The 22,423-nt window shown below is 68.7% G+C and carries 18 protein-coding genes and 1 tRNA gene; 14 read left to right on the top strand and 5 right to left on the bottom strand.

The features are described 5' to 3' along the window. Positions 1-125: 125 nt before the first annotated feature. Positions 126-1,154, top strand: a complete 1,029-nt coding sequence (locus ACIBI5_RS34135) for a hypothetical protein (RefSeq protein WP_397252827.1) — start codon at positions 126-128, stop codon at positions 1,152-1,154. A 50-nt stretch (positions 1,155-1,204) separates the two neighbouring features. On the opposite strand, the gene ACIBI5_RS34130 is transcribed toward ACIBI5_RS34135, so the two are convergent. Beyond that, positions 1,205-2,752, bottom strand: coding sequence for an MDR family MFS transporter (locus tag ACIBI5_RS34130; protein ID WP_397252826.1), 1,548 nt, complete (start codon positions 2,750-2,752; stop codon positions 1,205-1,207). Positions 2,753-3,059: 307 nt separating this feature from the next. Here ACIBI5_RS34130 and ACIBI5_RS34125 point away from each other — a divergent pair, with 307 nt between their 5' ends. From ACIBI5_RS34125 to ACIBI5_RS34115, 3 genes are all read left to right on the top strand, one after another. After that, the gene (locus ACIBI5_RS34125) at positions 3,060-3,467 is read left to right on the top strand and encodes a hypothetical protein (RefSeq protein WP_397252825.1); all 408 of its coding nucleotides are present in this window, start codon (positions 3,060-3,062) and stop codon (positions 3,465-3,467) included. Between the two features lie 32 nt (positions 3,468-3,499). Next, the gene (locus ACIBI5_RS34120) at positions 3,500-4,597 is read left to right on the top strand and encodes a serine hydrolase domain-containing protein (protein WP_397252824.1); all 1,098 of its coding nucleotides are present in this window, start codon (positions 3,500-3,502) and stop codon (positions 4,595-4,597) included. 431 nt (positions 4,598-5,028) lie between these two features. Then, positions 5,029-5,439, top strand: a complete 411-nt coding sequence (locus tag ACIBI5_RS34115) for an EVE domain-containing protein (RefSeq protein WP_397252823.1) — start codon at positions 5,029-5,031, stop codon at positions 5,437-5,439. On the opposite strand, the gene ACIBI5_RS34110 is transcribed toward ACIBI5_RS34115, so the two are convergent. Together ACIBI5_RS34110 and ACIBI5_RS34105 are read right to left on the bottom strand one after the other, a co-directional pair. After that, positions 5,399-5,929, bottom strand: a complete 531-nt coding sequence (locus tag ACIBI5_RS34110) for a YdeI/OmpD-associated family protein (RefSeq protein ID WP_397252822.1) — start codon at positions 5,927-5,929, stop codon at positions 5,399-5,401. The genes ACIBI5_RS34115 and ACIBI5_RS34110 overlap by 41 nt on opposite strands. 406 nt (positions 5,930-6,335) lie before the next feature. Next, the gene (locus ACIBI5_RS34105; protein ID WP_397252821.1) at positions 6,336-6,929 is read right to left on the bottom strand and encodes a carboxymuconolactone decarboxylase family protein; all 594 of its coding nucleotides are present in this window, start codon (positions 6,927-6,929) and stop codon (positions 6,336-6,338) included. A gap of 549 nt (positions 6,930-7,478) precedes the next feature. On the opposite strand from ACIBI5_RS34105, the gene ACIBI5_RS34100 reads away from it, so the two are divergent. Beyond that, positions 7,479-8,546 carry a recombinase family protein gene (locus tag ACIBI5_RS34100; RefSeq protein ID WP_397252820.1) on the top strand — a complete coding sequence of 356 codons (1,068 nt, stop codon included), beginning with the start codon at positions 7,479-7,481 and terminating at the stop codon, positions 8,544-8,546. A gap of 360 nt (positions 8,547-8,906) precedes the next feature. On the opposite strand, the gene ACIBI5_RS34095 is transcribed toward ACIBI5_RS34100, so the two are convergent. Beyond that, positions 8,907-8,992 (bottom strand) — tRNA-Leu (locus ACIBI5_RS34095). 311 nt (positions 8,993-9,303) lie between these two features. On the opposite strand from ACIBI5_RS34095, the gene ACIBI5_RS34090 reads away from it, so the two are divergent. Further along, on the top strand, positions 9,304-9,885 hold the full coding sequence (locus ACIBI5_RS34090; protein ID WP_397252819.1) for a hypothetical protein: 582 nt from the start codon (positions 9,304-9,306) through the stop codon (positions 9,883-9,885). A 214-nt stretch (positions 9,886-10,099) separates the two neighbouring features. After that, positions 10,100-12,067 carry a chaplin family protein gene (locus tag ACIBI5_RS34085; protein ID WP_397252818.1) on the top strand — a complete coding sequence of 656 codons (1,968 nt, stop codon included), beginning with the start codon at positions 10,100-10,102 and terminating at the stop codon, positions 12,065-12,067. A gap of 112 nt (positions 12,068-12,179) precedes the next feature. On the opposite strand, the gene ACIBI5_RS34080 is transcribed toward ACIBI5_RS34085, so the two are convergent. Further along, on the bottom strand, positions 12,180-12,365 hold the full coding sequence (locus ACIBI5_RS34080) for a DUF5703 family protein (RefSeq protein WP_184971456.1): 186 nt from the start codon (positions 12,363-12,365) through the stop codon (positions 12,180-12,182). Positions 12,366-12,556: 191 nt separating this feature from the next. Here ACIBI5_RS34080 and topA point away from each other — a divergent pair, with 191 nt between their 5' ends. The 7 genes from topA (at position 12,557) to ACIBI5_RS34045 (ending at position 22,317) form a co-directional block, all read left to right on the top strand. Further along, positions 12,557-15,247 (top strand): type I DNA topoisomerase, encoded by a 2,691-nt coding sequence (gene topA, locus ACIBI5_RS34075; protein WP_397252817.1) that lies wholly within the window; start codon positions 12,557-12,559, stop codon positions 15,245-15,247. Positions 15,248-15,303: 56 nt separating this feature from the next. Further along, entirely contained in the window at positions 15,304-16,524 is a 1,221-nt protein-coding gene (locus ACIBI5_RS34070; RefSeq protein ID WP_397252816.1) for a metallophosphoesterase, read from the top strand. A 70-nt stretch (positions 16,525-16,594) separates the two neighbouring features. Further along, positions 16,595-17,104 carry a helix-turn-helix transcriptional regulator gene (locus ACIBI5_RS34065; RefSeq protein WP_397252815.1) on the top strand — a complete coding sequence of 170 codons (510 nt, stop codon included), beginning with the start codon at positions 16,595-16,597 and terminating at the stop codon, positions 17,102-17,104. A gap of 135 nt (positions 17,105-17,239) precedes the next feature. After that, on the top strand, positions 17,240-19,285 hold the full coding sequence (gene tmk / locus ACIBI5_RS34060) for a dTMP kinase (protein WP_397252814.1): 2,046 nt from the start codon (positions 17,240-17,242) through the stop codon (positions 19,283-19,285). 10 nt (positions 19,286-19,295) lie between these two features. Then, a complete protein-coding gene (locus ACIBI5_RS34055; protein WP_397252813.1) occupies positions 19,296-20,468 on the top strand; it encodes a DNA polymerase III subunit delta' in 1,173 nt (390 codons plus the stop codon). A gap of 299 nt (positions 20,469-20,767) precedes the next feature. Then, on the top strand, positions 20,768-21,295 hold the full coding sequence (locus tag ACIBI5_RS34050; RefSeq protein ID WP_397252812.1) for a SigE family RNA polymerase sigma factor: 528 nt from the start codon (positions 20,768-20,770) through the stop codon (positions 21,293-21,295). Further along, positions 21,292-22,317 (top strand): permease-like cell division protein FtsX, encoded by a 1,026-nt coding sequence (locus ACIBI5_RS34045; RefSeq protein WP_397252811.1) that lies wholly within the window; start codon positions 21,292-21,294, stop codon positions 22,315-22,317. Before ACIBI5_RS34050 ends, ACIBI5_RS34045 begins: the two co-directional genes overlap by 4 nt. Positions 22,318-22,423 lie beyond the last annotated feature (106 nt).

Genomic DNA, 22,423 nt, shown 5'->3' with positions numbered 1-22,423 from the left:
GTCACCCGCTCGGCGCTGCAGAACGCCGCCTCCATCGCGGCGCTGTTCCTGACCACCGAGGCCGTCATCGCCGAGAAGCCGGAGAAGAACCCGGCCACTCCGAGCGGCGGGGAGATGGACTTCTGATGCGCGCCTACGGAATCACCTACGACACCGGCTTCACCTCCGCCGGATCCACCACCCACGAACCCTTCGACCCCGGCATCGTCCGCCGGGAGATGCGGATCATCCACGATGATCTGGGCTGCGACGCCGTACGCATCACCGGAGGCGTCCAGGACCGCCTGGAAACCGCCGCCCAGCTCGCCGCGGAAGCGGGCCTGGAGATCTGGTACTCGCCGTTCACCAACGGCCTGACCCAGGACGAACTGCTGGCGTTCCTCCTGGACGCGGCCGAGCGAGCCGAACGCCTGCGCCGGGCAGGATCGCGCGTCGTCCTGCTCACCGGTTCCGAGGTCAGCCTGTTCACCAGCGGTTTCCTGCCCGGCGACACCCTGGAGGAGCGCCTGGGCCTGTTCACCGACCCCGAGCGCATGCGCGCCGCCCTGCCCGCCCTGCACAGCGCCGTCAACGCCTTCTTCAAGGAGGCCGTGGCCGGCGTGCGTGAACGTTTCGGCGGCCAGGTCGGCTACGCCTCGCTCCCCTTCGAAGGGGTCGACTGGGCACCGTTCGACGTCATCGCCACCGATGCCGGATACCGCGACGCGACCACGCCGCCCGGCTGGCTGGAGGGACTGCGGGCGCAGGTCGCGCAGGGCAAGCCGTTCGCCGTCACCGAGTTCGGCTGCGCCACCCACCGGGGAGCAGCCGCGCTGGGCGGCCGCGGCGACTCCATCGTCGAGTACGACGCGCACGCCCGCCCCCGCCTGCGCACCCAGGTCACCAGAGACGAGGACGAGCAGACGCGGTACGTGCTGGAACTCCTCACCATTTACGAGGAAGCGGGGGTGGACGCGGCGTTCGTCAACACATTCGCCAACCGGCACCTGCCCCACTCCGACGACCCGGAGCGCGACTTCGACGCCGCCTCCTTCGGTGTCGTCAAGATCCTGGAGTCCGGCCATACGGGCACCGTCTACCCAGGACTCCCCTGGGACCCCAAATCCGCCTTCCGCGCCCTGGCCGACTACGGACGCGTACGACATAGACCTTGAGACGCGAGTGAGGGCCCGCCCCTCACAGGCGGACCCTCACGGGGGTGTTGTTAGTGCTCGACCGGGTTGTCCGACCGGGCGGGCAGGATCAGGGCGGCGATGACCACGGCCAAGGACAGCACCGCGCCGATGATGAAGGCCAGTCGCATGCCGTCGAGGAGGGCGACGTTCTCCGCGATCCCTCCGGCCTTCAGCGAATCGGCCCGCGCGCTCATCACGGTGATCACGAGCGCGGTACCGATGGCCGCGGAGACCTGCTGCAGCGTGCTCAGGATCGAGCTGCCGTGGGAGTACAGATGCGAGGGAACCGCGCCGAGCCCGAGGGTGAACACCGGAGTGAACAGAGCCGCGAGGCTCACCATGAGCAGAGCGTGCAGCCCAAGAATCTGCCAGAACGGCATGGTCATGGTGACCTGAGTGAACCCGGCCAGCGCCAGCGTGATCCCGATGGAGCCGGGAATGACCAGCACCCGCCCACCGAACTTGTCGAACAGCCGCCCGACCGTCGGACCGAGCAACCCCATGGCGAGACCACCGGGCATCACCAGGAGGCCGGTCTCCAGGGGGCTGAGCCCGCGGATGGTCTGCAGGTACAGCGGCAGCAGGATCATCGAGCCGAGCATCGACATGAAGGCGACCGACATCAGAATCAGCGCGACGGTGTACGTGCGGTGGCGCAGCGTACGCAGGTCCATCAGCGGCGTCCCGCGCTTCTGCAGCGAGATCTGACGAAGAACGAAGGCCCCGATCAGGAGCAGCCCGACGCCCACGATCGCGGCGGCCATCCCCGGGGAGCCGCCCTCGAACCGGCTGAGCCCGTAGACGAACCCGCCGAAACCGGCGGCGGCGGTCACCACACTCAGCCAGTCGATCGTGCTGAACTTCGGCTCCCCGACGTTCTTGAGCTGCTTCAGGCCGCCCCACGTGATCAGCGCCGCGATGGGAAGCACGACGATGAACAGCATCCGCCAGTTCCCGAACTGAAGAATCAGACCCGACACCGCCGGCCCCATGGCAGGCGCGACCGAGATGGCGAGGGAAAGATTCCCCATCACCCGGCCCCGGTCAGAAGCGGGCACGACCTGCATCAGCGTGGTCATGAGCAGCGGCATCATCACCGCGGTGCCGGACGCCTGGATGATCCGGGCACCCAGCAGCACCTCGAACGTCGGCGAGGCGGCGGCCAACGCGGTGCCGAGGAGGAACAAACCCATCGCCGTGGTGTACGCACTGCGCGTGGACACGCGCTGCAGGAACCAACCGGTGATCGGGATAACCGCGGCCATGGTCAACATAAAGGCGGTCGAGAGCCATTGGGCGGTCTGCTCAGTGATGTGCAGAGCTTCCATGAGCTGCGGGATCGCATTGATCATGATCGTCTCATTGAGGATGACCACGAACGTGGCGAGCACCAGCAGCCGGATCACGGCCGGGGTACGACCTGCGACGACGCCGGTCGTGGGCTTGGCGGGTGAGTCGAGCTGTGGACTGGACACGGAACCTCGATCTGGATTGTCGGTTATGACGTGGTCACGGCTGGCATCCCAGCCTTGGGTCTCACAAGAAGTTGTGGTCATGCAAAGACTGACCGGCACCACCGACAAAACTCATCGCCCCCGCTCAACATTCCGGGAAGAGACATGAAATGTCACCCGGTTTTCACCCGAAAGACGATCATCAAATCACCCAGGTGAGCCCTCAATAGCCTTCTGACCAGCACGAACACGTGCCCAAGGCCCTCGTGATGCCACGCGGGCCTGTTTCCCGACGCCTGAGACCCCTTCGGCGCCGAGCCCGCGATGTCGTGTCAGCGGCCGCGTCAGGACGGCGACCACTCGGTATCAGGGCACTTGGCGATGCTTTGAAGCACCGCAAGAACGCACAGATCCGAAGGAGCACACCATCATGACTGTCACCCTCACCGACCAGGACAAGGCCACCCTGCGCACCGCCGCCTACGGAGCCGTCTCGCTGATCTCCGCCGCCGACGTCGCCGGCTCGCCCCACAAGGCCGCCACCCAGGGCTCCATCGCCCTGGCATCCGCGACCGGCCTGATCGGGCACGTCCTCGCCGCGAAGAGCAAGGACATCAACATGACCGGCAAGACGGTCGCCGAACTGGCCGACCGGGTCCTGCCCGCCTTGACGGCAGCCGTCGCCCTGCTCAAGCAGCAGGACCCGGCCGAGGCGGCCAACTACCGCCACACCGTGATCGTCGCCGTCGAGGCCGCCGCCCGTACCCACGAGGGACAGCCCAGCCCCACCGTCGCCGACATGACCCGCAAGATCACCGAAGCCCTCGACGCCGCCTGACCTGACGCAACAGATTCCGAAGGAGCACCACCATGACCACCACCCACGAGACCCGCCCCGAACTGCAGAAGGCCATCCAGGAGTTCGTCGACGCAGGCCTGGCCGCCGGAGTGCAGCTGCGAGTGAACGACGAACAGGGAGAATGGGTCGGCAGCGCCGGCGTGAGCGAGCTCGGCCAGACCGCCAAGCCGGCGACGGACGGACTGTTCCGGATCGGCAGCACCACCAAGACCTTCACCGCGACCCTGGTCCTGCAACTGGTGGCCGAAGGCCGGACCACCCTGGACACCCCGGTGAACGACCACCTGCCCGAGTACGGCCTGGACCCGCGGATCACCGTCCGGATGCTGCTGCAGCACACCAGCGGCGTGTTCAACTTCACCGGCGAGTACTACGAGGACGGGACCTTCGGGCCGGGCATCCCCGGACTGGGCAAGGAATGGGTGGAAGACAACCAGTTCCACACCTACAAGCCGGAAGAGCTGGTACGGCTGGCGCTGTCCAAGCCGGCCCGGTTCGAGCCGGGAACCGCCTGGAGCTACTCCAACACCAACTACGTGCTGGCCAGACTCCTGGTCGAGAAGATCACCGGCGGCACGTTCGCGGACGAGATGGAGGCCCGCATCCTGCGCCCGCTCGCCCTGTCAGGCACAGTCGTGCCGGAGTCCTCCCCGGACATCCCCGGGCCGCACGCCCACGGCTACTACCGCTATCAGGACGGCGAGGAGTGGAAGACCGCCGACACCACCAGCTTCAACCCCTCCTGGATCTCCGCCGCCGGTGACATGATCTCGACCACGAAGGACCTCCACACGTTCATCTCCGCCCTGAACTCCGGCCGCCTCCTCCCCGCCGCGCTCCTGACCGAGATGCGCAAGCCCGACCCCACCATCGGCTACGGCCTGGGGATCTTCGTGGAGAACACCGAGGAAGCCGGCACCCTCCTCCACCACAACGGCGGATTCTGGGGCTGGGCCGCGATCATGTACAGCACCCCCGACGGCAGCAAGACCATGACCGCCTCGGTGACCACCGGCGAAGCCGAGCTCGACATGGTCGCCATGTCCGGTGCATTCGAGAAGGTGAAGCAGCAGCTCGTCAAGGCGGTATTCGGCGACGAGCAGGCATAACCACACCGGCGACACCGCGCAGGATCGTCCAGAGCTACGAGAAGCCCCCGGACGTTCGTCGATGCCGGTTTCGCCGGGGTGCAGGTGTACGTACACGATGAGCCGGGCACGCGAGCCAGGCCAGAGCGCGAAGCCACCGAAGCCGTCGGCCGAGATGCGCGAGCCGTACAGGACGCTCACCTACGGCCCCGCGCTGACCGCGCAGGACCTCAGCCCGGACTGCCGCAGCACAACGGCGCTCTCCGCACGGCGTCCCGGCCATGGTCGCTGCGGTCGCCTGCGCCTACGTCGCCTCTGGGCATGCTGAGGAGTTTGGAACCCCGCGAGCTGGCCTCGCTGATCGCGAGGGACGCATTCGCCTACGGGAGGAGCTCGGGAGCCGCTGCCCGCGGCGGTATCGTGACCTCCCTTCGGCACATAGAGAGATCTACATGCGCAACTGGCTCATGACATGGAACTCCGAAACCTTCGACCTGGACACACTCCGTCGTGAGGGTAGGCCAGTGAACGACTGGCGGGTCGGCCGATTCCGGGACGAACTAAGCGCTGGAGACCGGTTCCTGTTGTGGCGCTCCGGGGGCGGAGGTATCGCTGCCTTGGGTCGCATCGAGGGGAAGCCGGAGTTCAAGGCCGCTCCCTCTCCGGATGAGTGGACTGACCCTCCAGAGCCCGCTTGGTTCGTCCCGCTGGTGATCGACAGCTGGCATGATCGGCGGGTCGCTTTCAAGACCCTTCGGGCGGACGCACGCTTCGAGGGCATGAAGTTCATCGGCATGCCGGGTGCGCCCAACCCGCACCCCGTCACCGAGGCGCAATGGGCTGCGCTGATGACGTACCTGTAGGCGGCGCCAGCCCAGGGTGCTCGTTCAGCCCCGCAGGGGTGGAGATGGCCTTCTCGATACGCCGCTGACGTGTCTCGGGCTTCTTCGCGCTCTCGATTGCACGCACGTGCTCGCGCTTGTGGCTGTAGGCAAGATTGTCGTACGCGGCGCGGGCGACGGGGTTCTCGTCCAGGGCGCGGGCGAAGTCCGCCGGCTCGACGACGACGCGCGGCTCGGTGTCGAGCTCCAGTTCGACCTCGACCTCCTCGCCGATCGCAACACCCGCGGCCCGCCGGTTGGCATTGCTGAGGCCAAGCAAGTGGCGGCCGCGCAGAAGGGCGAGGCGGCTCTTCCAGGAATGCCCGTTGACGGTGATCGTCACCGGCGGCCGCGTGCCCCCGCCGAGCGCTGCTACCACCTCGGCCGGAACTTCCAGACCTCGCATGGGCTCAGGTGGCTCAACGTAGGCCAGAAACTTCATCATCTTCTCCTGTTCGTCCTGCCGGTTCACTGCGGATCCCGCTCGCCCGGCTCCGATCGCCGCTCCCACTTCCCCCACCCGGGGCTACAGCTGCCGGGACGGGCCCCGCCGTCCCGGACGGCTGTGAGACAAAGATCGCGGCTACTCCGCGTAGGGCTGGTCGGGTTGCTTGGGCGCTGTAGCCAAGACTCCAGATGTAGCCGTCGGGGTCGCTGAAGCCGCCGCCATCGGCGTCCGTGTCCGCCGGTCGGCCAGACCTTCGCTGCCGTAGAAGCACGGGCGAGGCGCCATCTGATGCCAAGAACACCGAAATCGCTCTGGGTCTTCCAGCGAGCCCCTCGGTGTAGAACTGCTTGGCCCGGTCCATATAGGGTCAATGCCCCCATGCGGTGCGCCTTGTCCTCGAAGCGGCGAACATGAGCCCTCAATGGTGGCCTTACCAGGTGCCGGCGATCTGCCGGATGGGGGCGTTGAGGCGGTTGAACAGGTTCGTCGCGGCGGTGATCAGCAGGATCGAGGCCAGCTGCCGCTCGTCGAAGTGGTCGGCGGCCTCGTCCCACACTTCGTCGGGGACAGCGTCGGCGCGGTCGGTCAGCCGGGTCGCGGCCTCGGCCAGTGCGAGGGCGGCCCGCTCGGCGCCGGTGTAGTACGGCGTCTCGCGCCATGCGACGACCAAGCCGATGCGCTCGTCGCTCTCGCCCAGCTTGCGCAGGCTCTTGTAGCCGGCATCGACGCAGAAACTGCAGCCGTTGATCTGACTGACCCGCAAGTGGATCATCTCCGCCAGCTCGTGGGAGAGCCCGCCGGACTGTGCGGCCTTCATCAGCTCCATGATCGGCTTCTGGGCGGCGGGAATGATCGTGGCGGGGTTCTTCATCCGGGCTTCCATCGCGTGTTCCTCCGTATCGGGTGGTGTGAGATGAGCTTCGCCGCCACGGTTGATACTTCGGCCATGCGACCGCGATGCGCGCATGGTGGTCACGCATGGCGTCGCGTTGTTGCCGCTCTCTCCCGAGAGCAGCCGCGCCACCGCACCGCGACGCCCTTCATCTCCCAGTGCCCACGACCATCCCGCGTGGCACCCAGGCCGGCTCCGCCGGGCGCACCTACATGGTCAGCGGCCATCATGCCTTGCGCTGCACCGACGTCATGAACGCCACCTGCGACGCGCCGACGCCTCGGGGGCCGCCGCCGCGATCGAGGCCGCACGGGTCATGGCGACACGCACCCTCGACGCGACCCGCATGCCGTCCGTGTGTTCTCCGAGGGCGTGCCCACCTCCGAGACCCCGGCCCAGGTGGCGGTGCGCCAGTCCGTCGCCCAAGACAACCTGCCTCCGTCCGACCTGTTCAGACGCCATGCCTCCCTCCCGGCCGCACTCTGCCTCGCAGGGCCTCCCAGCGGGCTGAGGTCTCCTTACCGTTGAGATCAAGCCCATGTACAGGAGTCCCAGTTCACGGCCGCGGTGGCGGAAGGGGGATGATTCCGTTCGCGTTCTGAGGGCGGGTGTCCACAGAGGACAACCGGACCCCGCCTCCTCGCGGAGCTGGCAGGTATCCCGGTCGAACGCGCTGATCTCGTGCCGAGGGGTGGGGCGATCGTCGCCGAGTTCTTCGACGTCGACAAGTCGCGCCTGATCCCGCCGCTGCGCCGCCCCGAGGCCGCCACGCTCATCGCGGAGCTGCGTAATCCCCATCGCGGCTTCGACGCGGTTGTGGTCGGTCAGCCGCGGCGGGCGTTCTATGGCAACCAGTTCGGCAACACCATGGAGCTCTTCAACCACTACGGAGTGCCCCTGTGGGTGCCCGAGGTCGGCGGGCCGATCGACCCGACCAACGAGGCCCACGAGCCGATCATGTTGATGTTCGGCGGAATCAGCAAGGGCGGGCGCAACCGCATCAAGATGCGCGTCCGAACGACGATGGAGGCGCAGGCGAAGATCGAGTGGCGGTTCCTAGGCGGGCGCCCGCCGTACGGCTACCGCCTGAAGGACATCGGCCCCACCCCAACCCGAGCAAGGCGGCTGACCACTCCGATCGTGGGGAGGATCTTCTGGGAGTTCGTCCATGGCCAGTGGCTCTACCTGATCGCCGAGGGGCTGACCCGCGAAGACATCCCTTGCTCTTCGGCCTACGACAAGGCCCGCGACCGCCACCGCAGCCGCGTCGCCTGGTCGAAGTCGGCTGTGCGCGCGATCCTGCTCAACCTGTTACACGGCCATCAGATCTGGAACAGGCAGCGCAAGCAGGAAGAGCTCCCGGACGTCAACGACGTCACCCAGGGCCACGTGACCAAGCTGAAGCGGAAACCCCGAAGACCAGTGGGCTTGGTTGGGATGCGGTCGTCCACGAGCCGATCGTCAACACCGAGACCTTCGAGAAGGCCCAGGCGCTGCCGTCGGCCAACGGGCGTCCAGCCGCCGAGCGCAAGCCTCGCAGGACCCCGCGTCGCCACCTCCTACGCCGCCTGCCGCACTGCGGCGTCTGCACCCGTCGGATGGAAGGCACCTGGAACAACGGCCGCCCCCACTACCGGTGCAAGTTCCCACCGAATACGCCCTCGCCAACAAGATCGAATACCCACGACGGTCTACGTCCGCGAGGACCACATTCTGACTGAACCGTCCAGGCCCAGAACGACGAGATAGACCATGGTTATCCAGGCGGCGAGCAAGACGATCGACGACTGCGACCTGCGGATGAGCCGATACCGAACCACTCTGGACGCGGGCGGAGACCCTCTGGAGATTGGCCGGTGGATGGCCCAGACCCGAGCCGAGAGACTGCAGGCCGAGGGCCGAAGACGGGCGATCACCAGGAAGCGTGAGATCACAGAGAAGGAGATCAAGGAGATGATCTCGACGATGGCCGCGATACCGGAAATCCTGGCCCGGGCCGAGGGCGCCGACAAGAGCGACCTTTACACACAAATAGGCCTCCACCTCGTCTATGAGCCCTCGGAGAGGGTTGTCACAGTCGAAGCGAGGCCCATCATGTACTGGAGTGCGTGTCCGAGGGGGGACTTGAACCCCCATGCCCCGCAAAGGGCACTAGCACCTCAAGCTAGCGCGTCTGCCTATTCCGCCACCCGGACTTGGTGCCTGCACGCGGGACCGTCATCCCGCGTCGGCGAGAGAAAGGTTAGCAAACTCTGGGGGGTGCGTCATACCTGGTTTCCGTGGCGGCCTCGCGAAGAGCCCAGGAGGACCCCGTGGAGAAGAGAAAAGCGTGCCCAATCAGCGAGTACAGGCTGGTTTGGGACGTGCGTTCTTGACCTCTTCCTGGATCTCTGCTGAAAAGCCCTTGCGACAACGTTGGGTGCTGCTACGGTTACGGACCGTTGAGGGGTGAGTCCATGGACCGGCCTCACCTGGTGGGGTCGGTTCTGGAGCTATGGGAGGTCACGTGGCAGGCACGCCGGTGCAGCAGCTGAGGGCGATGTCCCTCGTTGCGCCGCGTGTACGCGTGTCCGTTCCCACGGAGGGCGCGATCACTGATCGGCAGGACCGGATGGCGCGGTTCGCGGCCGGCGCCGGTCAGGTCATCGCCCGAGCAGTCGCGGTTGGGGCCCTGGTGGCCGCCGGCTGGCTGCTCGCTCTTCTCTTCGGGATGCTCACCGCCGCTCCCGCGGCGGCCGACACCTCTCCATCCATGGTCGCCGCCGGGCCCGTATCGGGCGATTTCCCCACGGCGGGCGACGCCGTCTCGGTCACGGACAATGCCGAGGCGATGGCAGGCCTGAAGGTCGACGGGCTGACCAGCCAGTCGACTCCGGGCATGCCGGCACCATCCACCGCGTCTAAAAACCTGGGCGCCAATGGGCTGGCCCCCAATGGCGGTGGCAGTGGCCCCTTCGGGCCGGGCATGGGGGACGTCGCGAGGCCGGTGTTCGACCCGCGGCTCCTGGCACAGCGCGCCCCCCTGGCGTGCGTGCTGCCCCCCGTTGTCCGCACAGCGGCGGACGACCCTTCTTTCTCACCTGACTGATCCGATGCGTCATCGGCCGGCCCTGGTCTAAGGCCCGGCGGCGGAGCGTGGGCGAATCTCTGAAGCCCCTCCGCGAGCGAGCCAGTCAGTCAGTCACAGGTTCGCATGCCCCGTGATCTTCGCTGAGCGGCGCCCCATCCAGAGGGCGCGCACGGTCTCGGGCTGCCCGCGAACTGTCAGGTAATCCCCCCAAGAACCACTAGGAGCATTCATTATGCGTACGTGGGCAAAGGCATCGGCCCCGGCGGCTCTGCTCGCCGTAGCGGTCATGTCCTTCGGCGGCGGTACGGCTGCCGCCGACACCTCGGGCAACTCATCGGTCGGCGGCGGGAACCAGGTCAACCTGCCCATCTCCCTGCCGATCGACATCAGCGGCAACGCCGTCGGCGCGGCCGGCGAGTCCAGCGCCACCTCGCAGGGCGGCGCCTCGGTCGAGAACACCGGCAAGGGCGGCATCCCCGGCAAGACATCCGGCAACAGCAGCGTGCTGGGCGGCAACCAGGTCAACGCGCCGATCAGCGCGCCGGTCAACGCCTGTGGCAACGCGGTCTCGCTGTTCGGCAGTTCCGACGCGGGCTGCAAGGGCGGCGCGACCGTCAAGAACTCCGGCAAGGGCGGCGCGGGCGGCAACAGGACCTCCGGTGACAGCAGCCTTCTCGGCGGCAACCAGGTCACCGCGCCCATCAGCGCGCCGATCAACGCCTGCGGCAACGCTCTGGCGATCTTCGGCGACGCGACCGCGGGCTGCAAGGGCGGCTCGTCCGTCAAGAACACCGGCGTCGGCGCCGGCGGCAACACCACGTCGGGCCGGAGTTCCGCGCTCGGCGGCAACCAGGTGATCGCGCCCATCAGCGGCCCGATCAACATCTGCGGCAACGCGATCGCCGTCTTCGGCCAGGCGTTCGCCGGCTGCAAGGGCGGCTCGTCGGTCACCAACGGCGGCGGCAAGCCCGGTCACGGATACCACTCCGCACACGGCAGGGGTTCCAGCGGCAACGACACCGACGGCCGCTTCGGCGCCGGCAGCGGCAACCAGGTCGTCGCGCCGGTCAGTCTGCCCATCACGGCCTGCGGCAACGCGGTCGGCAACGCCCCGGCCGGGTGCAAGGGCGGCAGCACCGTCGAGAACACCGCCGCGGGCAGCGGGGCGGGCGGCAACACCACCTCCGGGCGTTCCGGGGTGCTCTCCGGCAACCAGGTGATCGCGCCGATCACCGCTCCCGTCAACGTCTGCGGCAACGCCGTGGCCGCGTTCGGCGAGGCCTTTGCCGGGTGCCGCGGCGGCGTGTCGGTGAAGAACGGCGGCAAGGGCGCCGGCGGCAACACCACCTCTGGCAAGTCGGGTGTCGGCTCGGGCAACCAGGTCGTGGCACCGATCACCGCTCCGATCAACGCCTGTGGCAACGCGGTGGCTGCACTCGGCCTGGCCGAGGCTCACTGCAAGGGCGGCGCCAGCGTCAACCCGCACAACGGCATCGGCGGCGGTGGCAACACCACCTCCGGCCAGTCGGGCGTGCTCGCCGGCAACCAGGTGATCGCGCCGATCACCGCTCCTGTCAACGTCTGCGGCAACGCGGTGGCCGTCCTGGGTGATGCCGCCGCCGGGTGCCTCGGCGGCTCGCACGTGGGCAAGCCGGTCGAAGAGGGCCACGGCTACGACCACTACGCGCGCCCCCGTTCGGGAAGCGTCGCCAAGAACAGCGGCCTGCTGCCCGCACTGCCCCTCCCGGCTCTGGCGAGCCTGAAGGACGCGGGGAACGTCACACAGCAGATGCGCTCCGGCGGTCTGCCCCCGCTGCCCGTCGTCGGCGACGTGACCCAGACCCTGGGCCTGCCCGCGCTTCCCGGCCTGCCCGGTCTGCCGGGCCAGCCGGCAACCCCTGCCACGCAGGGCAAGACCAACCTGCCGGTGAAGACCAAGAACCACACCGCCGCCCCTGACCCGCTGTCGGCCCTCGGCCCGGTGGGCGGGCTGGCCTCCGCGACTCCGGTCGGCGGCGCGGTGGCCTCCACCGCGGGCTCGCTGCCCGTCGGCGACCTGGGCCTGATGAGCGCCGCTCAGCCCGCCGGGGTCACGGGGATGAACTCCACCTCGTTGTTCGCGCTGGTGCTCGGTGCGATGTTCGCCGCGTCCACGACGCTGTTCGCGACCACCCGCCGGCTCCGGCTCGGCAGGAAGTAGTTCAGGTACGGCTCTCGCTCACAGCCTGTGAGTAAGTAGCGTGAGACGCTTTGCCCGTTCTGGGGGGCGCGGCCCCGGGACGGGCAAAGCCATGTCCAGAAGCGGTCAACAATTAGAGGGTGCGGCGAACTCGTATGATCTTGCGGCGCAGCCGTACCCGACGGCTTCCATCGGGATACACGCGCACGAGTGACAGTTCCCACTGGCCGTACTCGGCGTGTTCGGTGAGCAGTTGACGTGCGGCTTCGCGGGAGGTGTCGCGTGGAATGAAGATATCCATGTAGGAGTAGTCGGGCACAACGATTAGTCTCCAGGGTGAGTCAGGGCGCGAGGCTGCTCGGTGGGCCTTATTCTGCGTCCTTGTGGGTGGACCCGAAAGGTTGTGGGTAGCCCGGGGGAAGGAAAAAACCCGCAATCCGGGTTACCTTGCAGATCTGTGCCGGACTCCGGCAGGGGGAAGCGCGAACGAACAGCGAGGTAGGAAGCAGCGTGCCAGCCAACAACGGCGCCGGCGGAACACGCCTGGTGATCGTCGAGTCGCCCGCCAAGGCGAAGACGATTGAGAAGTACCTGGGGCGTGGCTACGTCGTCGAGTCCAGCATCGGCCACATCCGTGACCTGCCGGAGCGGGCCGACGACATCCCCGAGAAGTACAAGGGGGAGTCGTGGGCTCGGCTCGGCGTGAACGTGGAGCACGAGTTCGAGCCGCTGTACGTCGTCAACGCCGACAAACGAGCCCAGGTCACCAAACTCCGGCAGCTCCTGAAGGACGCCGACGAGCTCTACCTCGCCACTGACGAGGACCGCGAGGGCGAGGCCATCGCGTGGCACCTGCAGGAGGTGCTGAAGCCCAAGGTGCCGGTGCACCGCATGGTCTTCCACGAGATCACCAAGCAGGCGATCCAGGAAGCCGTCGCGAACCCGCGCACTCTCAACCTGCGCCTGGTCGACGCCCAGGAGACGCGCCGCATCCTCGACCGCCTCTACGGCTACGAGGTCAGCCCGGTCCTGTGGAAGAAGGTCAAGCCGCGTCTGTCCGCGGGCCGCGTGCAGTCGGTCGCGACCCGGCTGGTCGTGGAGCGCGAGCGGGACCGGATGGCGTTCACCGTCGCCAACTACTGGGACCTTTCTGCCCTTTTCGACACCGGCAAGGCCGAGGAGCGGCCGCGTGACTTCACCGCCACGCTGTCGACGGTCGACGGCAAGCGGGTCGCGCAGGGCCGTGACTTCGCCTCCACCGGCCAGCTGAAGACGGCCGGCGTGCTCCACCTGTCCGAGGCGGCCGCCGGTGAGCTGGCCGGGCGCCTGCGCGCCTCGTCGTTCCGGGTCAAGTCGGTCGAGCGCAAGCCGTACACGCGCAAGCCTTACGCACCCTTCAGGACGACCACGTTGCAGCAGGAGGCCAGCCGCAAGCTGGGCTTCACCTCGAAGCACACGATGCAGGTCGCGCAGCGTCTGTACGAAGAGGGCTACATCACCTATATGCGTACCGACAGCATCACGCTGTCGGAGACGGCCATCGCCGCCGCGCGCTCTCAGGCCATCAAGCTGTACGGCGCCGCCTACGTGCCCGACAAGCCGCGGGCCTATGCCAGCAAGGTGAAGAACGCGCAGGAGGCGCACGAGGCGATCCGCCCGTCGGGTGAGGAGTTCCGCACGCCTGGCGAGACCGGGCTGAGCGGCGACAAGTTCCGCCTTTACGAGCTGATCTGGCAGCGGACCATCTCCTCGCAGATGAAGGACGCGGTCGGCGAGTCCGTCACGGTGAAGGTGGCGGGCGCGTCGTCGGCGGGTGAAGAGGTCGAGTTCAGCGCCTCCGGCCGGACGATCACCTTCCACGGTTTCCTCAAGGCCTACGTCGAGGGCGCGGACGACCCGTCGACCGACCGAGACGACTCCGAGAAGCGCCTGCCCAACCTGGCGGAGGGCGACACGCTGGACCTGAGCAGGCTCGATGTGGCCGCGCACGCGACCAAGCCGCCCGCCCGTTACACGGAAGCGACGCTGATCAAGGAGCTGGAGGATCGGGAGATCGGGCGTCCTTCGACGTACTCCTCGATCATCGGAACGATCCTCGACCGCGGCTACGTGTTCAAGAAGGGCACGGCGCTGGTGCCGTCGTTCCTGGCGTTCGCCGTGGTCAACCTCCTGGAGCAGCATTTCGGCAACCTGGTCGACTACGACTTCACCGCCGAGATGGAGAAGGTCCTCGACGACATCGCCAACGACCGCGCCGAGCGGGTGCCCGAGCTGCAGCGCTTCTACTACGGCGCCGACGGCGACGAGGGACTGAAGGAGATGGTCACCGACCTCGGCGAGATCGACGCCAAGGAGATCAGCTCCTTCGCGATCCGGGACAGCGACATCGTCCTGCGCGTCGGCCGATATGGCCCGTACCTGGACAGGGAGGGCTCGCGGGTCAACGTCCCCGAGGACATGACGCCGGATGAGCTGACCGCGGACAAGGCCGAGGAACTGTTCTCGCGGCCGACCGGCGACCGTGAGCTCGGGCACGACCCGGCGACGGGGAACATGATCGTGGCCAAGGACGGGCGGTTCGGCCCGTATGTCACGGAGGTCCTGCCTGCTCCGGCCGAGGATGAGGCGCCCAAGAAGCGGACGAAGAAGGCGGATGCCGCGAAGCCGCGGACGAGTTCGTTGTTCAAGACGATGACGCTGGACACGATCACGTTCGAGGAGGCGCTCAAGCTCCTGGAGATCCCGCGGCTCGTGGGTGAGCTGGAGGGCGAGCCGGTCGTCGCGCACAACGGCAAGTTCGGGCCCTACCTGAAGAAGGGCACGGACTCGCGCTCGCTGACCGCCGAAGACGACCTGTTCACGGTCACGATCGAGCAGGCCAAGGAGCTGTTCGCGCAGCCCAAGCAGCGTGGCAGGGGACGCGCCGCGGCGGCGGCGCCGTTGCGTGAGCTCGGCGAGGACCCGCACTCCAAGAAGCAGATCGTGGTGAAGGAAGGGCGTTTCGGCCCGTACGTCACCGACGGCGAGACCAACGCCTCCCTGCGCAAGGACGACAGCGTGGAGGAGATCACCACGGAGCGGGCCGCCGAACTGCTGGCCGAGCGGCGTGAGCGGGCGCCCGCGCCGAAGAAGAAGACGACCACGACCAGGAAGGCTCCGGCCAAGAAGGCTCCGGCGAAGAAGCCGGCCGCCAAGTCCTGAGAAGGCTCTCAGGCGGCGCCGCGCACGTTGTCGGCGCCGCCTCGTAGCATGACCGCGTGGGATTTGCCGTCATGATGATCGTGGTCGTTCTGGCCGTGCACTACTACCTGTGGCGCAGGCTGGTCCGTTCGACCACCGTGCCCGGCCGCTCGCGCCGAGCCCTCACCTGGGCCATGGTCGGCCTGGTCCTGCTCGTGGTGGCGACCTTCATCGGCACCCGCGTGGAGGCGGGGTTGTGGTGGCTGGCCTGGCCGGGCTACATCTGGTTCGCCATGATGTTCTACCTCGTGGTCTTCCTGGTGGTGCTGGAGATCCCGCGGGCCGTGGTGAGCCGGTTGTGGCGGCGGCCTGCCGTACATGAGGTGAAAGAGCCGGTACTGGTCGCGGGCGGGGCGCCGCCCGCGACGGAGCCCGCCGAAGCGCCGCCGCCGTCGGGCGGCGAGGACGTGAGCAGACGCCTGTTCATCGGGCGCGGCACCGCGCTGGTCGCGGGCGTCGCGGCCATGGGCACGGTGGGGTACGGCATGCGTACCGCCCTGGGGCCGCCGGTGATCGAGCCGGTCAAGGTCACGCTGCCCAAGCTCGATCCCCGGCTGGGCGGGATGAGGTTCGCGGTGGTCAGCGACATCCACCTGGGGCCGCTGACCGGGATCGGGCACACCGAGCGCATCGTCCGGATGATCAACGAGCTCGAGCCCGACGTGGTAGCGATCGTGGGCGACCTGGTGGACGGTACGGTGGCGGAGCTGGGGGCGCTGGCGAAGCCGTTCCGGAACCTCGAATCCCGATATGGCGCCTATTTCGTGACCGGCAACCACGAGTACTACACGGCCAACGGGCCGAATGAGTGGATCAAGGAGCTCGACGGGCTCGGCGTGCGGTCGCTGCGCAACGAGCGGGTGGAGATCCGGCACCAGGGCGCGGTGCTCGACCTGGCCGGGGTCAACGACATCAACGGCGCGACCATGAACGACGGCCCCGACTTCGACAAGGCGCTCGGCGGGCGGGACGCGGCGCGGCCCACCGTGCTGCTGGCCCACCAGCCGGTGCAGGTGGACCGGGCCAAGGACTACGGCGTGGACCTGCAACTCTCCGGGCACACGCACGGCGGGCAGATCGTGCCGTTCAACCTGGTGGTGCCGTTCCAGCAGCCGGTGGTGTCGGGGCTGGCGACGGTCGACGGCGTGCAGGTGTACGTCACCAGGGGCGCGGGTTTCTGGGGGCCGCCGGTGCGCGTGGGGGCGCCGCCGGAGATCACCCTGCTGGAGCTGCGCTGACTTCCCGATTCGCCTGACGGGCCCGGCCCACCCGGCGTAGTATCCAACCGGATACCGAGGAGGTGGGCGGTTGCGTACGCCTGACGTCAGATTCTGGGCCGAGCGCGGCGGGTTGCTGCTCAAACGGGCCAGACAGGCCGCCAGCATGAACCAGACCGTGCTGGCCGACCTGAGCGGCACGTCGCGTACGACGCTGTCCGCCTACGAGCACGGCCGCAAGTCACCGACGCTGGAGACCGCCGGCCGTATCCTCGACGCGGCCGGCTTCCACCTGGCGCTGGAGCCGAAGATCGAGTTCACCGAGCACGAGGGCTCCTTCCACGTGCCCGATCGGCTGCCACGGCTGCCGGCCGAGCGCGCGCTGGCCACGGTCGACTATCCGGCGGGCCGGCGACGCGACCTGTCCGACAGAGCCGACCGCGGCGCGGTCTACTCCGCCGTGCTGAGTGAGGGAAACCCCGCTGACCTGCTGCGCTATGTCGACGGCGTGTTGCTGGTGGAGCTCTGGAGAGAGCTGGAGCTGCCCGAGGCGGTCAGAGCCGCCTGGACGCCCCTGGTGCGCGCGTGCCGGACGGCATAGCGATGGGGGCCCATTCGGGGTCTGTGCCCTGCACAGGGGCCCCAGGACGTAATACCCTCAGGCGCGAGCAGCCGGGTATATCCGGCTCGTCTCGTGACCTCCCACGCCCGGCGAGCACCTGGATACGCTGACACTATGACCGCCCCTGGCCGACCCAGACCAGCGCATGTGCTGGCTAACGCCCCATTCCGCAAGCTGTGGACGGCCATGTCGGCGTGCAGCCTGGGTGACTGGCTGACCATCCTGGCGCTGACCGCCATCGCGGGAAACCTCTACCCGGGCGACCGGCGCGTGCAGACGCTGGCCATCGGCGGCGTCTTCGTCGCCAAGATCCTGCCGGCGATCCTGCTCGGACCGCTGGCGGGCGCGCTCGCCGGCCGTTTCGACCGCCGGATGACCATGGCCGCGGCCGGCCTCGCGAGGTTCGCGCTGGTGCTGTCGGCCGTGTTCGTCGGCGGCTACCAGTGGCTGATCATCACGATGGTCCTCGTGGAGTGCGTCAGCCTGCTCTGGACGCCGGCCAAGGACGCGACGGTCTCCAGCCTGGTGCCCAGGGAGCGGCTGGAGGCGGCCAACCGGCTCGACCTGCTGGCGACCTACGGCGCCGCGCCGCCGGCCGCTCTGCTGTTCGCCGTGCTGTCGGTCGTCGCCGGCCTGGTGCGTACCGTGACCCCCTTCTCGCCCGCGATGGAGACGGCGGGGCCGGCGCTGATCATCGCGGCCGCCGCCTACCTCGTGTCCGCGGCGCTCGTCTTCACGCACCACGACATCCCCCGGCGCACCGGGGCGATCCCGACGCCGTCGGTGCTCAAGCAGATCGTCGAGGGGCGCCGGTCGGTCGGCGGCAACCGGCTGGTCCGCGGGCTGATCATCGGCATGCTCGGCGCCTTCGCCGCCGGCGGCGCCGTGGCGGTCCTGGCGAAGCTGTACGTCAGCAGCCAGCTCGAAGGCGGCGACGCCGCCTACGGCATGGTGTTCTTCGCGGTCTTCACCGGCGTCGCGCTCGGCATGTTCTTCGGGCCGAGGCTGCTGGCGGGGTTGTCGCGGCGGCGGTTGTTCGGGCTGTCGGTCGTGGTCGCGGGCGTGGCGCTCGTGGCGATCGCGCTCATCCACAACCTGGTGATCGTGGTCATGCTGACCGGGCTGCTGGGCGCGTGCGCGGGCATCTCGTGGATCATCGGCCACACGCTGATCGAGCTGGAGGCGGAAGACGCGCTGCGCGGGCGCATCCTGCCGTTCCTGCGGGCGGCGGCGCGGGTGACGCTGCTGCTGGTGGTCCTGGTCGGCGGCGCGCTGGCGGCGGTGTTCGGGGTGCACAGGCTCCCCTTCGCCGGGTACGACTACACCTTCGACGGCGTCAACCTGGTGCTGGTCGTCTGCGGCGTGCTCGTCACCGTGGTCGGAGTCCTGAGCTTCCGCCACCTGGACGACAGGAAGGGCGTCCGGCTGTCGGAGGACCTGGTCGCGGCGGTGCGCGGTGAGCGGTACGCGCCCGGGTCCGACGAGGAGACCCCCGGGCTGTTCCTCGCCTTCGAGGGCGGGGAGGGCTCCGGCAAGACCACGCAGTCCCGGCTCGTCGCGATCTGGCTGCGCGACCAGGGCTACGACGTCGTCCAGACCCGCGAGCCCGGATCCACCAAGGTCGGCATGCGGCTGCGGGCCATCCTGCTGGACGCGGCCGAGCGCGGGCTGTCGGCGCGCTCCGAGGCGCTGCTGTACGCCGCCGACCGGGCCGAGCACGTCGAGAAGGTGATCCGTCCGGCGTTGGAGCGGGGCGCCGTGGTGGTCACCGACCGCTATGTCGACTCGTCGCTGGCCTATCAGGGCGCGGGGCGGGAGCTCGACCCGGCCGACGTCTCCAGGGTCAACGCCTGGGCGACCGGCGGACTGGTGCCGCATCTGACCGTGCTGATCGACACGCCGCCGGAGATCGGGCTGACCCGGCTGGGCGGGGCGGCCGACCGGATCGAGTCGGAGCCGCTGGAGTTCCATGAGCGGGTGCGCAAGGAGTTCCGCGCGCTGGCCTCGGCCGCGCCCGAGCGCTACCTGGTCGTCGACGGCACGTTGGGGCCCGAGGAGATCACCCGTTCGATCCAGGACCGGGTGCGGGAGATCCTGCCCGATCCGGTGCCGCAGGAGTCCGAAGACAACACGGGCACGATGCCTGCCATCCGCGACTAACCTTGCTTCCGTGGGCGTCTTCGATGACCTTGTCGGCCAGGACCAGGCGGTAGCCGTACTTTCGCGTGCAGCCGCTGCCGCGCGCGAGGTCGTCGGCGGCGGGCGGGGCGCGGGCATGACGCACGCGTGGTTGTTCACCGGTCCGCCGGGATCCGGGCGTGAGGAGGCCGCGCGGGCCTTCGCCGCCGCGCTGCTCTGCCCGGACGGCGGATGCGGCCACTGCGACCAGTGTCACCAGGTGATGATCGGGTCGCACCCCGACCTCGAATCGGTCCGACCGCAAGGGCTGTCCTACGGCGTGAAGCAGACCCGGGAACTCATCCTGCGGGCCGCGGGCGCGCCGACGCAGGGACGGTGGCGGGTGATCCTCTTCGAGGACGCCGACCGGGCCACGGAATCGGCCCAGAACGCGGTGCTGAAGGCCATCGAGGAGCCGCCGCCGCGTACCGTGTGGCTGCTGTGCTCGCCCGCGCCGGACGACATGATGATCACGATCAGGTCGCGCTGCCGGGTGATCACGCTGACCACGCCGCGCACGGAGGCGGTCGCGCACGTGCTGGCGACGCGTGACAGTGTGCCGGCGCCGATGGCGCAGTTCGCGGCGCGGGCCGCGCAGGGGCACATCAGCCGGGCGCGGTCGCTGGCGCTGGATGAGGGGGCGCGGTCGCGGCGGGAGGCGGTGCTGGCGATTCCCCGGTCGCTGACGGGGGTCGGGGAGTGCATCACGGCCGCGGAACGCCTGGTCAAGGCGGCCGAGGAGGAGGCCGCGGCGGCCACGGCGGCGCTCAATGAGACGGAGACGTCCGAACTGCGCAAGTTGTATGGCGAGGGGTCGACGGGGAAAGGGCTCAATCGCGGGCTGGTGCGTGGGGGCGCGGGGGCGCTGAAGGAGCTGGAGGACCGGCAGAAGTCGCGGGCCACGCGGATCAAGCGGGACTCGCTGGACTCGGCGTTGCTGGAGCTGGTGTCGTTCTACCGGGACGTGCTGGCGATGCAGTTCGGGGCGGGGGTGGAGTTGGCGAACGACGATCTGCGGTTTGACCTGGATCAGGTGGCTCGGGGGGGTACACCGGAGGAGACGTTGCGGCGGATCGACGCGATCATGATGTGCCGGGAGCGGCTGGAGGCGAGCGTCAATCCACAGATCGCGGTGGAAGCGCTGATGCTGTCCCTGCGCGGCTGAGGCCTGACTTTGTTCCCGGCCGCTTTGCGGCCGTTCTCTCTTTTCGTTCCTTCCTTTTGTTACGGCAAGCCGCCCCCACGCCACCCGCCGACGTGGGCGAGCGTGTCGTGGGGGTCGCTTCTCACGTCGGACGTGGCGCCCGCCGTCACGGCCTGCGATGCACCGGTCAGGTCGGCATCACCATCCAGGTGGCGCGCATGTCTCGTGCGGCTGGATGGTCGGCGCGGCGGGCTTTGGCGGGGCGACAAGATATCGCGGTGACCGAAGCAGCAGACGGGCCCCGCAGGCGTCTCTGTGATGTGGAAGTCGAACTGCTCACCCATGGAGAACCCCTGACGCGGCAGCATGTCGACGTCGCGGCCATCTTCGCCGAGCATCAGCTGGGCCTGGTCCGGCTGGCGCTGCTCATGCTCGGTGATCGGGCCAGCGCCGAGGACGTGGTTCAGGAGGCGTTCGCGCGTACCCATGCCGGCCGGGGCAGGCTGCGAGATCCGGACAAGGCGCTGGCCTACGTGCGTTCGGCGGTGCTCAACGGGTGCCGGTCGGTGCTGCGGCGGCGGGCGACGGTGTTCCGGCGCGCCCTGCCGTACGATCCGCCGGTCTGGTCGGCGGAGAGCGCGGCGCTGGTCGGTGAGGAGCGCCGTGAGGTGCTGCTCGCGCTGCAGCGCCTGCCCCGCAGACAGCGCGAGGCGCTGACGCTGCGCTACTACTTCGACCTCTCCGATCCGGAGATCGCCGAGACCATGGGGATCAGCGGCGGCACCGCTCGGTCCACGATCGCCCGGGGGCTCGCCGCCCTCGCCAAGCAGTTGGGGGAGGGGTCATGAACAGCCCTGTGGAAGAACGTCTGCGCCAAGCCCTGTCCGAGGCGGGGGCCGTCATCGACCCGGAGACCCTGCGCCCGCTGCGTCCGGTCGCCCGACGGCGCTGGGCTGACCTGCGGTGGATCGGGGTGAGCTGGGCACGAGTGCGGTTGTTGATCCCGCGGGCGAGCCGGCGGTGGGTGACGGTGGCCTCGGTCGTGGTGGCGGCCGGTGTGATGACGGGGGTCATGGTCACCTCGCCCTCCGGGGGCACTCTGAGCACTGCCGCCGCGGTGCTGCCGCCGAACAGCGGCATGGCCGATCTGTCCGTCTTTCTCTGCCACGGCGAAAACCCCGCGCAGCCGTCCTGCGAGGGTGAGGCCATCACGAAGGAGCAGCGCCTGGCCGTCCGGCGGGCCCTGCTGAGCGCTCCATGGGTGGAGACCTTGGTTTTCGAGGACCAGAGAGAGGCGTTCAAGAACTTCCAGGCCGATGACCTCATCTCCGAGAGCGTCAAGAAGGTTGTCCGGGTGCAGGACATGCCGGAGTCGTTCCGGGTGAAGATCAGACCAGGTGCCGACTACAAGTCGCTGATCGCCGAGGTCAAGGCCATGCCCGGGGTCGTGCAGGTAGTGGACTCCAGCATGATTCGGCGGAGGATGGCCGCGGGGCTGCCGGAGGGCTGGCCGCAGGAGCGTACGATCTCGGTCTTCATGTGCAGACGCGGCGGATCCGGCGCGCTGTGTGAAGACGAGCCCTCGAAACGTGGCAACGGGGCGACACCGGAGCAGGTGAAGGCCGCGCACGACGCGCTCCGTTCGCTGCCCGAGGTGGCGGACATCCTGGTCGAGACTCGGGAGATGGCCTGGAAGGCGCAGCAGGGCATCGGCGCCACAGCCGGCCAGACGCCCGAGGACATGAACGAGTCCATCCGGCTTCTGCTCCACCCGGACACTGATCACGCACGTGTCATCAAGGTGATCGAGTCCCTGGCAGGTGTGGAGCGGGTAGTGGAGTACCCGTGCCCCGCGTCGACCTCGTGCTGACCGCTCGGCCCGACCCCTGGGTTGATCACGCACCGGGTCGGGCCCACCGCAGCCCCCGGTCGCGAGAGGATCTTGGGTGGGCGGGGAAAGTAGTGCTAGTGACTCT

The organism is Nonomuraea sp. NPDC050540, assembly GCF_044457485.1.
Lineage (GTDB): Bacteria > Actinomycetota > Actinomycetes > Streptosporangiales > Streptosporangiaceae > Nonomuraea.
This window is presented reverse-complemented; position numbering and strand designations above follow the sequence as displayed.

Excerpts from the sequence above, each read along its gene's own strand:
- ACIBI5_RS34085 (WP_397252818.1), top strand. The coding sequence starts at position 10,100 with ATGCGTACGTGGGCAAAGGCATCGGCCCCGGCGGCTCTGCTCGCCGTA.
- tmk (WP_397252814.1), top strand. The coding sequence starts at position 17,240 with ATGACCGCCCCTGGCCGACCCAGACCAGCGCATGTGCTGGCTAACGCC.
- ACIBI5_RS34135 (WP_397252827.1), top strand. The coding sequence starts at position 126 with ATGCGCGCCTACGGAATCACCTACGACACCGGCTTCACCTCCGCCGGA.
- ACIBI5_RS34045 (WP_397252811.1), top strand. The coding sequence starts at position 21,292 with ATGAACAGCCCTGTGGAAGAACGTCTGCGCCAAGCCCTGTCCGAGGCG.
- ACIBI5_RS34120 (WP_397252824.1), top strand. The coding sequence starts at position 3,500 with ATGACCACCACCCACGAGACCCGCCCCGAACTGCAGAAGGCCATCCAG.
- ACIBI5_RS34125 (WP_397252825.1), top strand. The coding sequence starts at position 3,060 with ATGACTGTCACCCTCACCGACCAGGACAAGGCCACCCTGCGCACCGCC.
- ACIBI5_RS34115 (WP_397252823.1), top strand. The coding sequence starts at position 5,029 with ATGCGCAACTGGCTCATGACATGGAACTCCGAAACCTTCGACCTGGAC.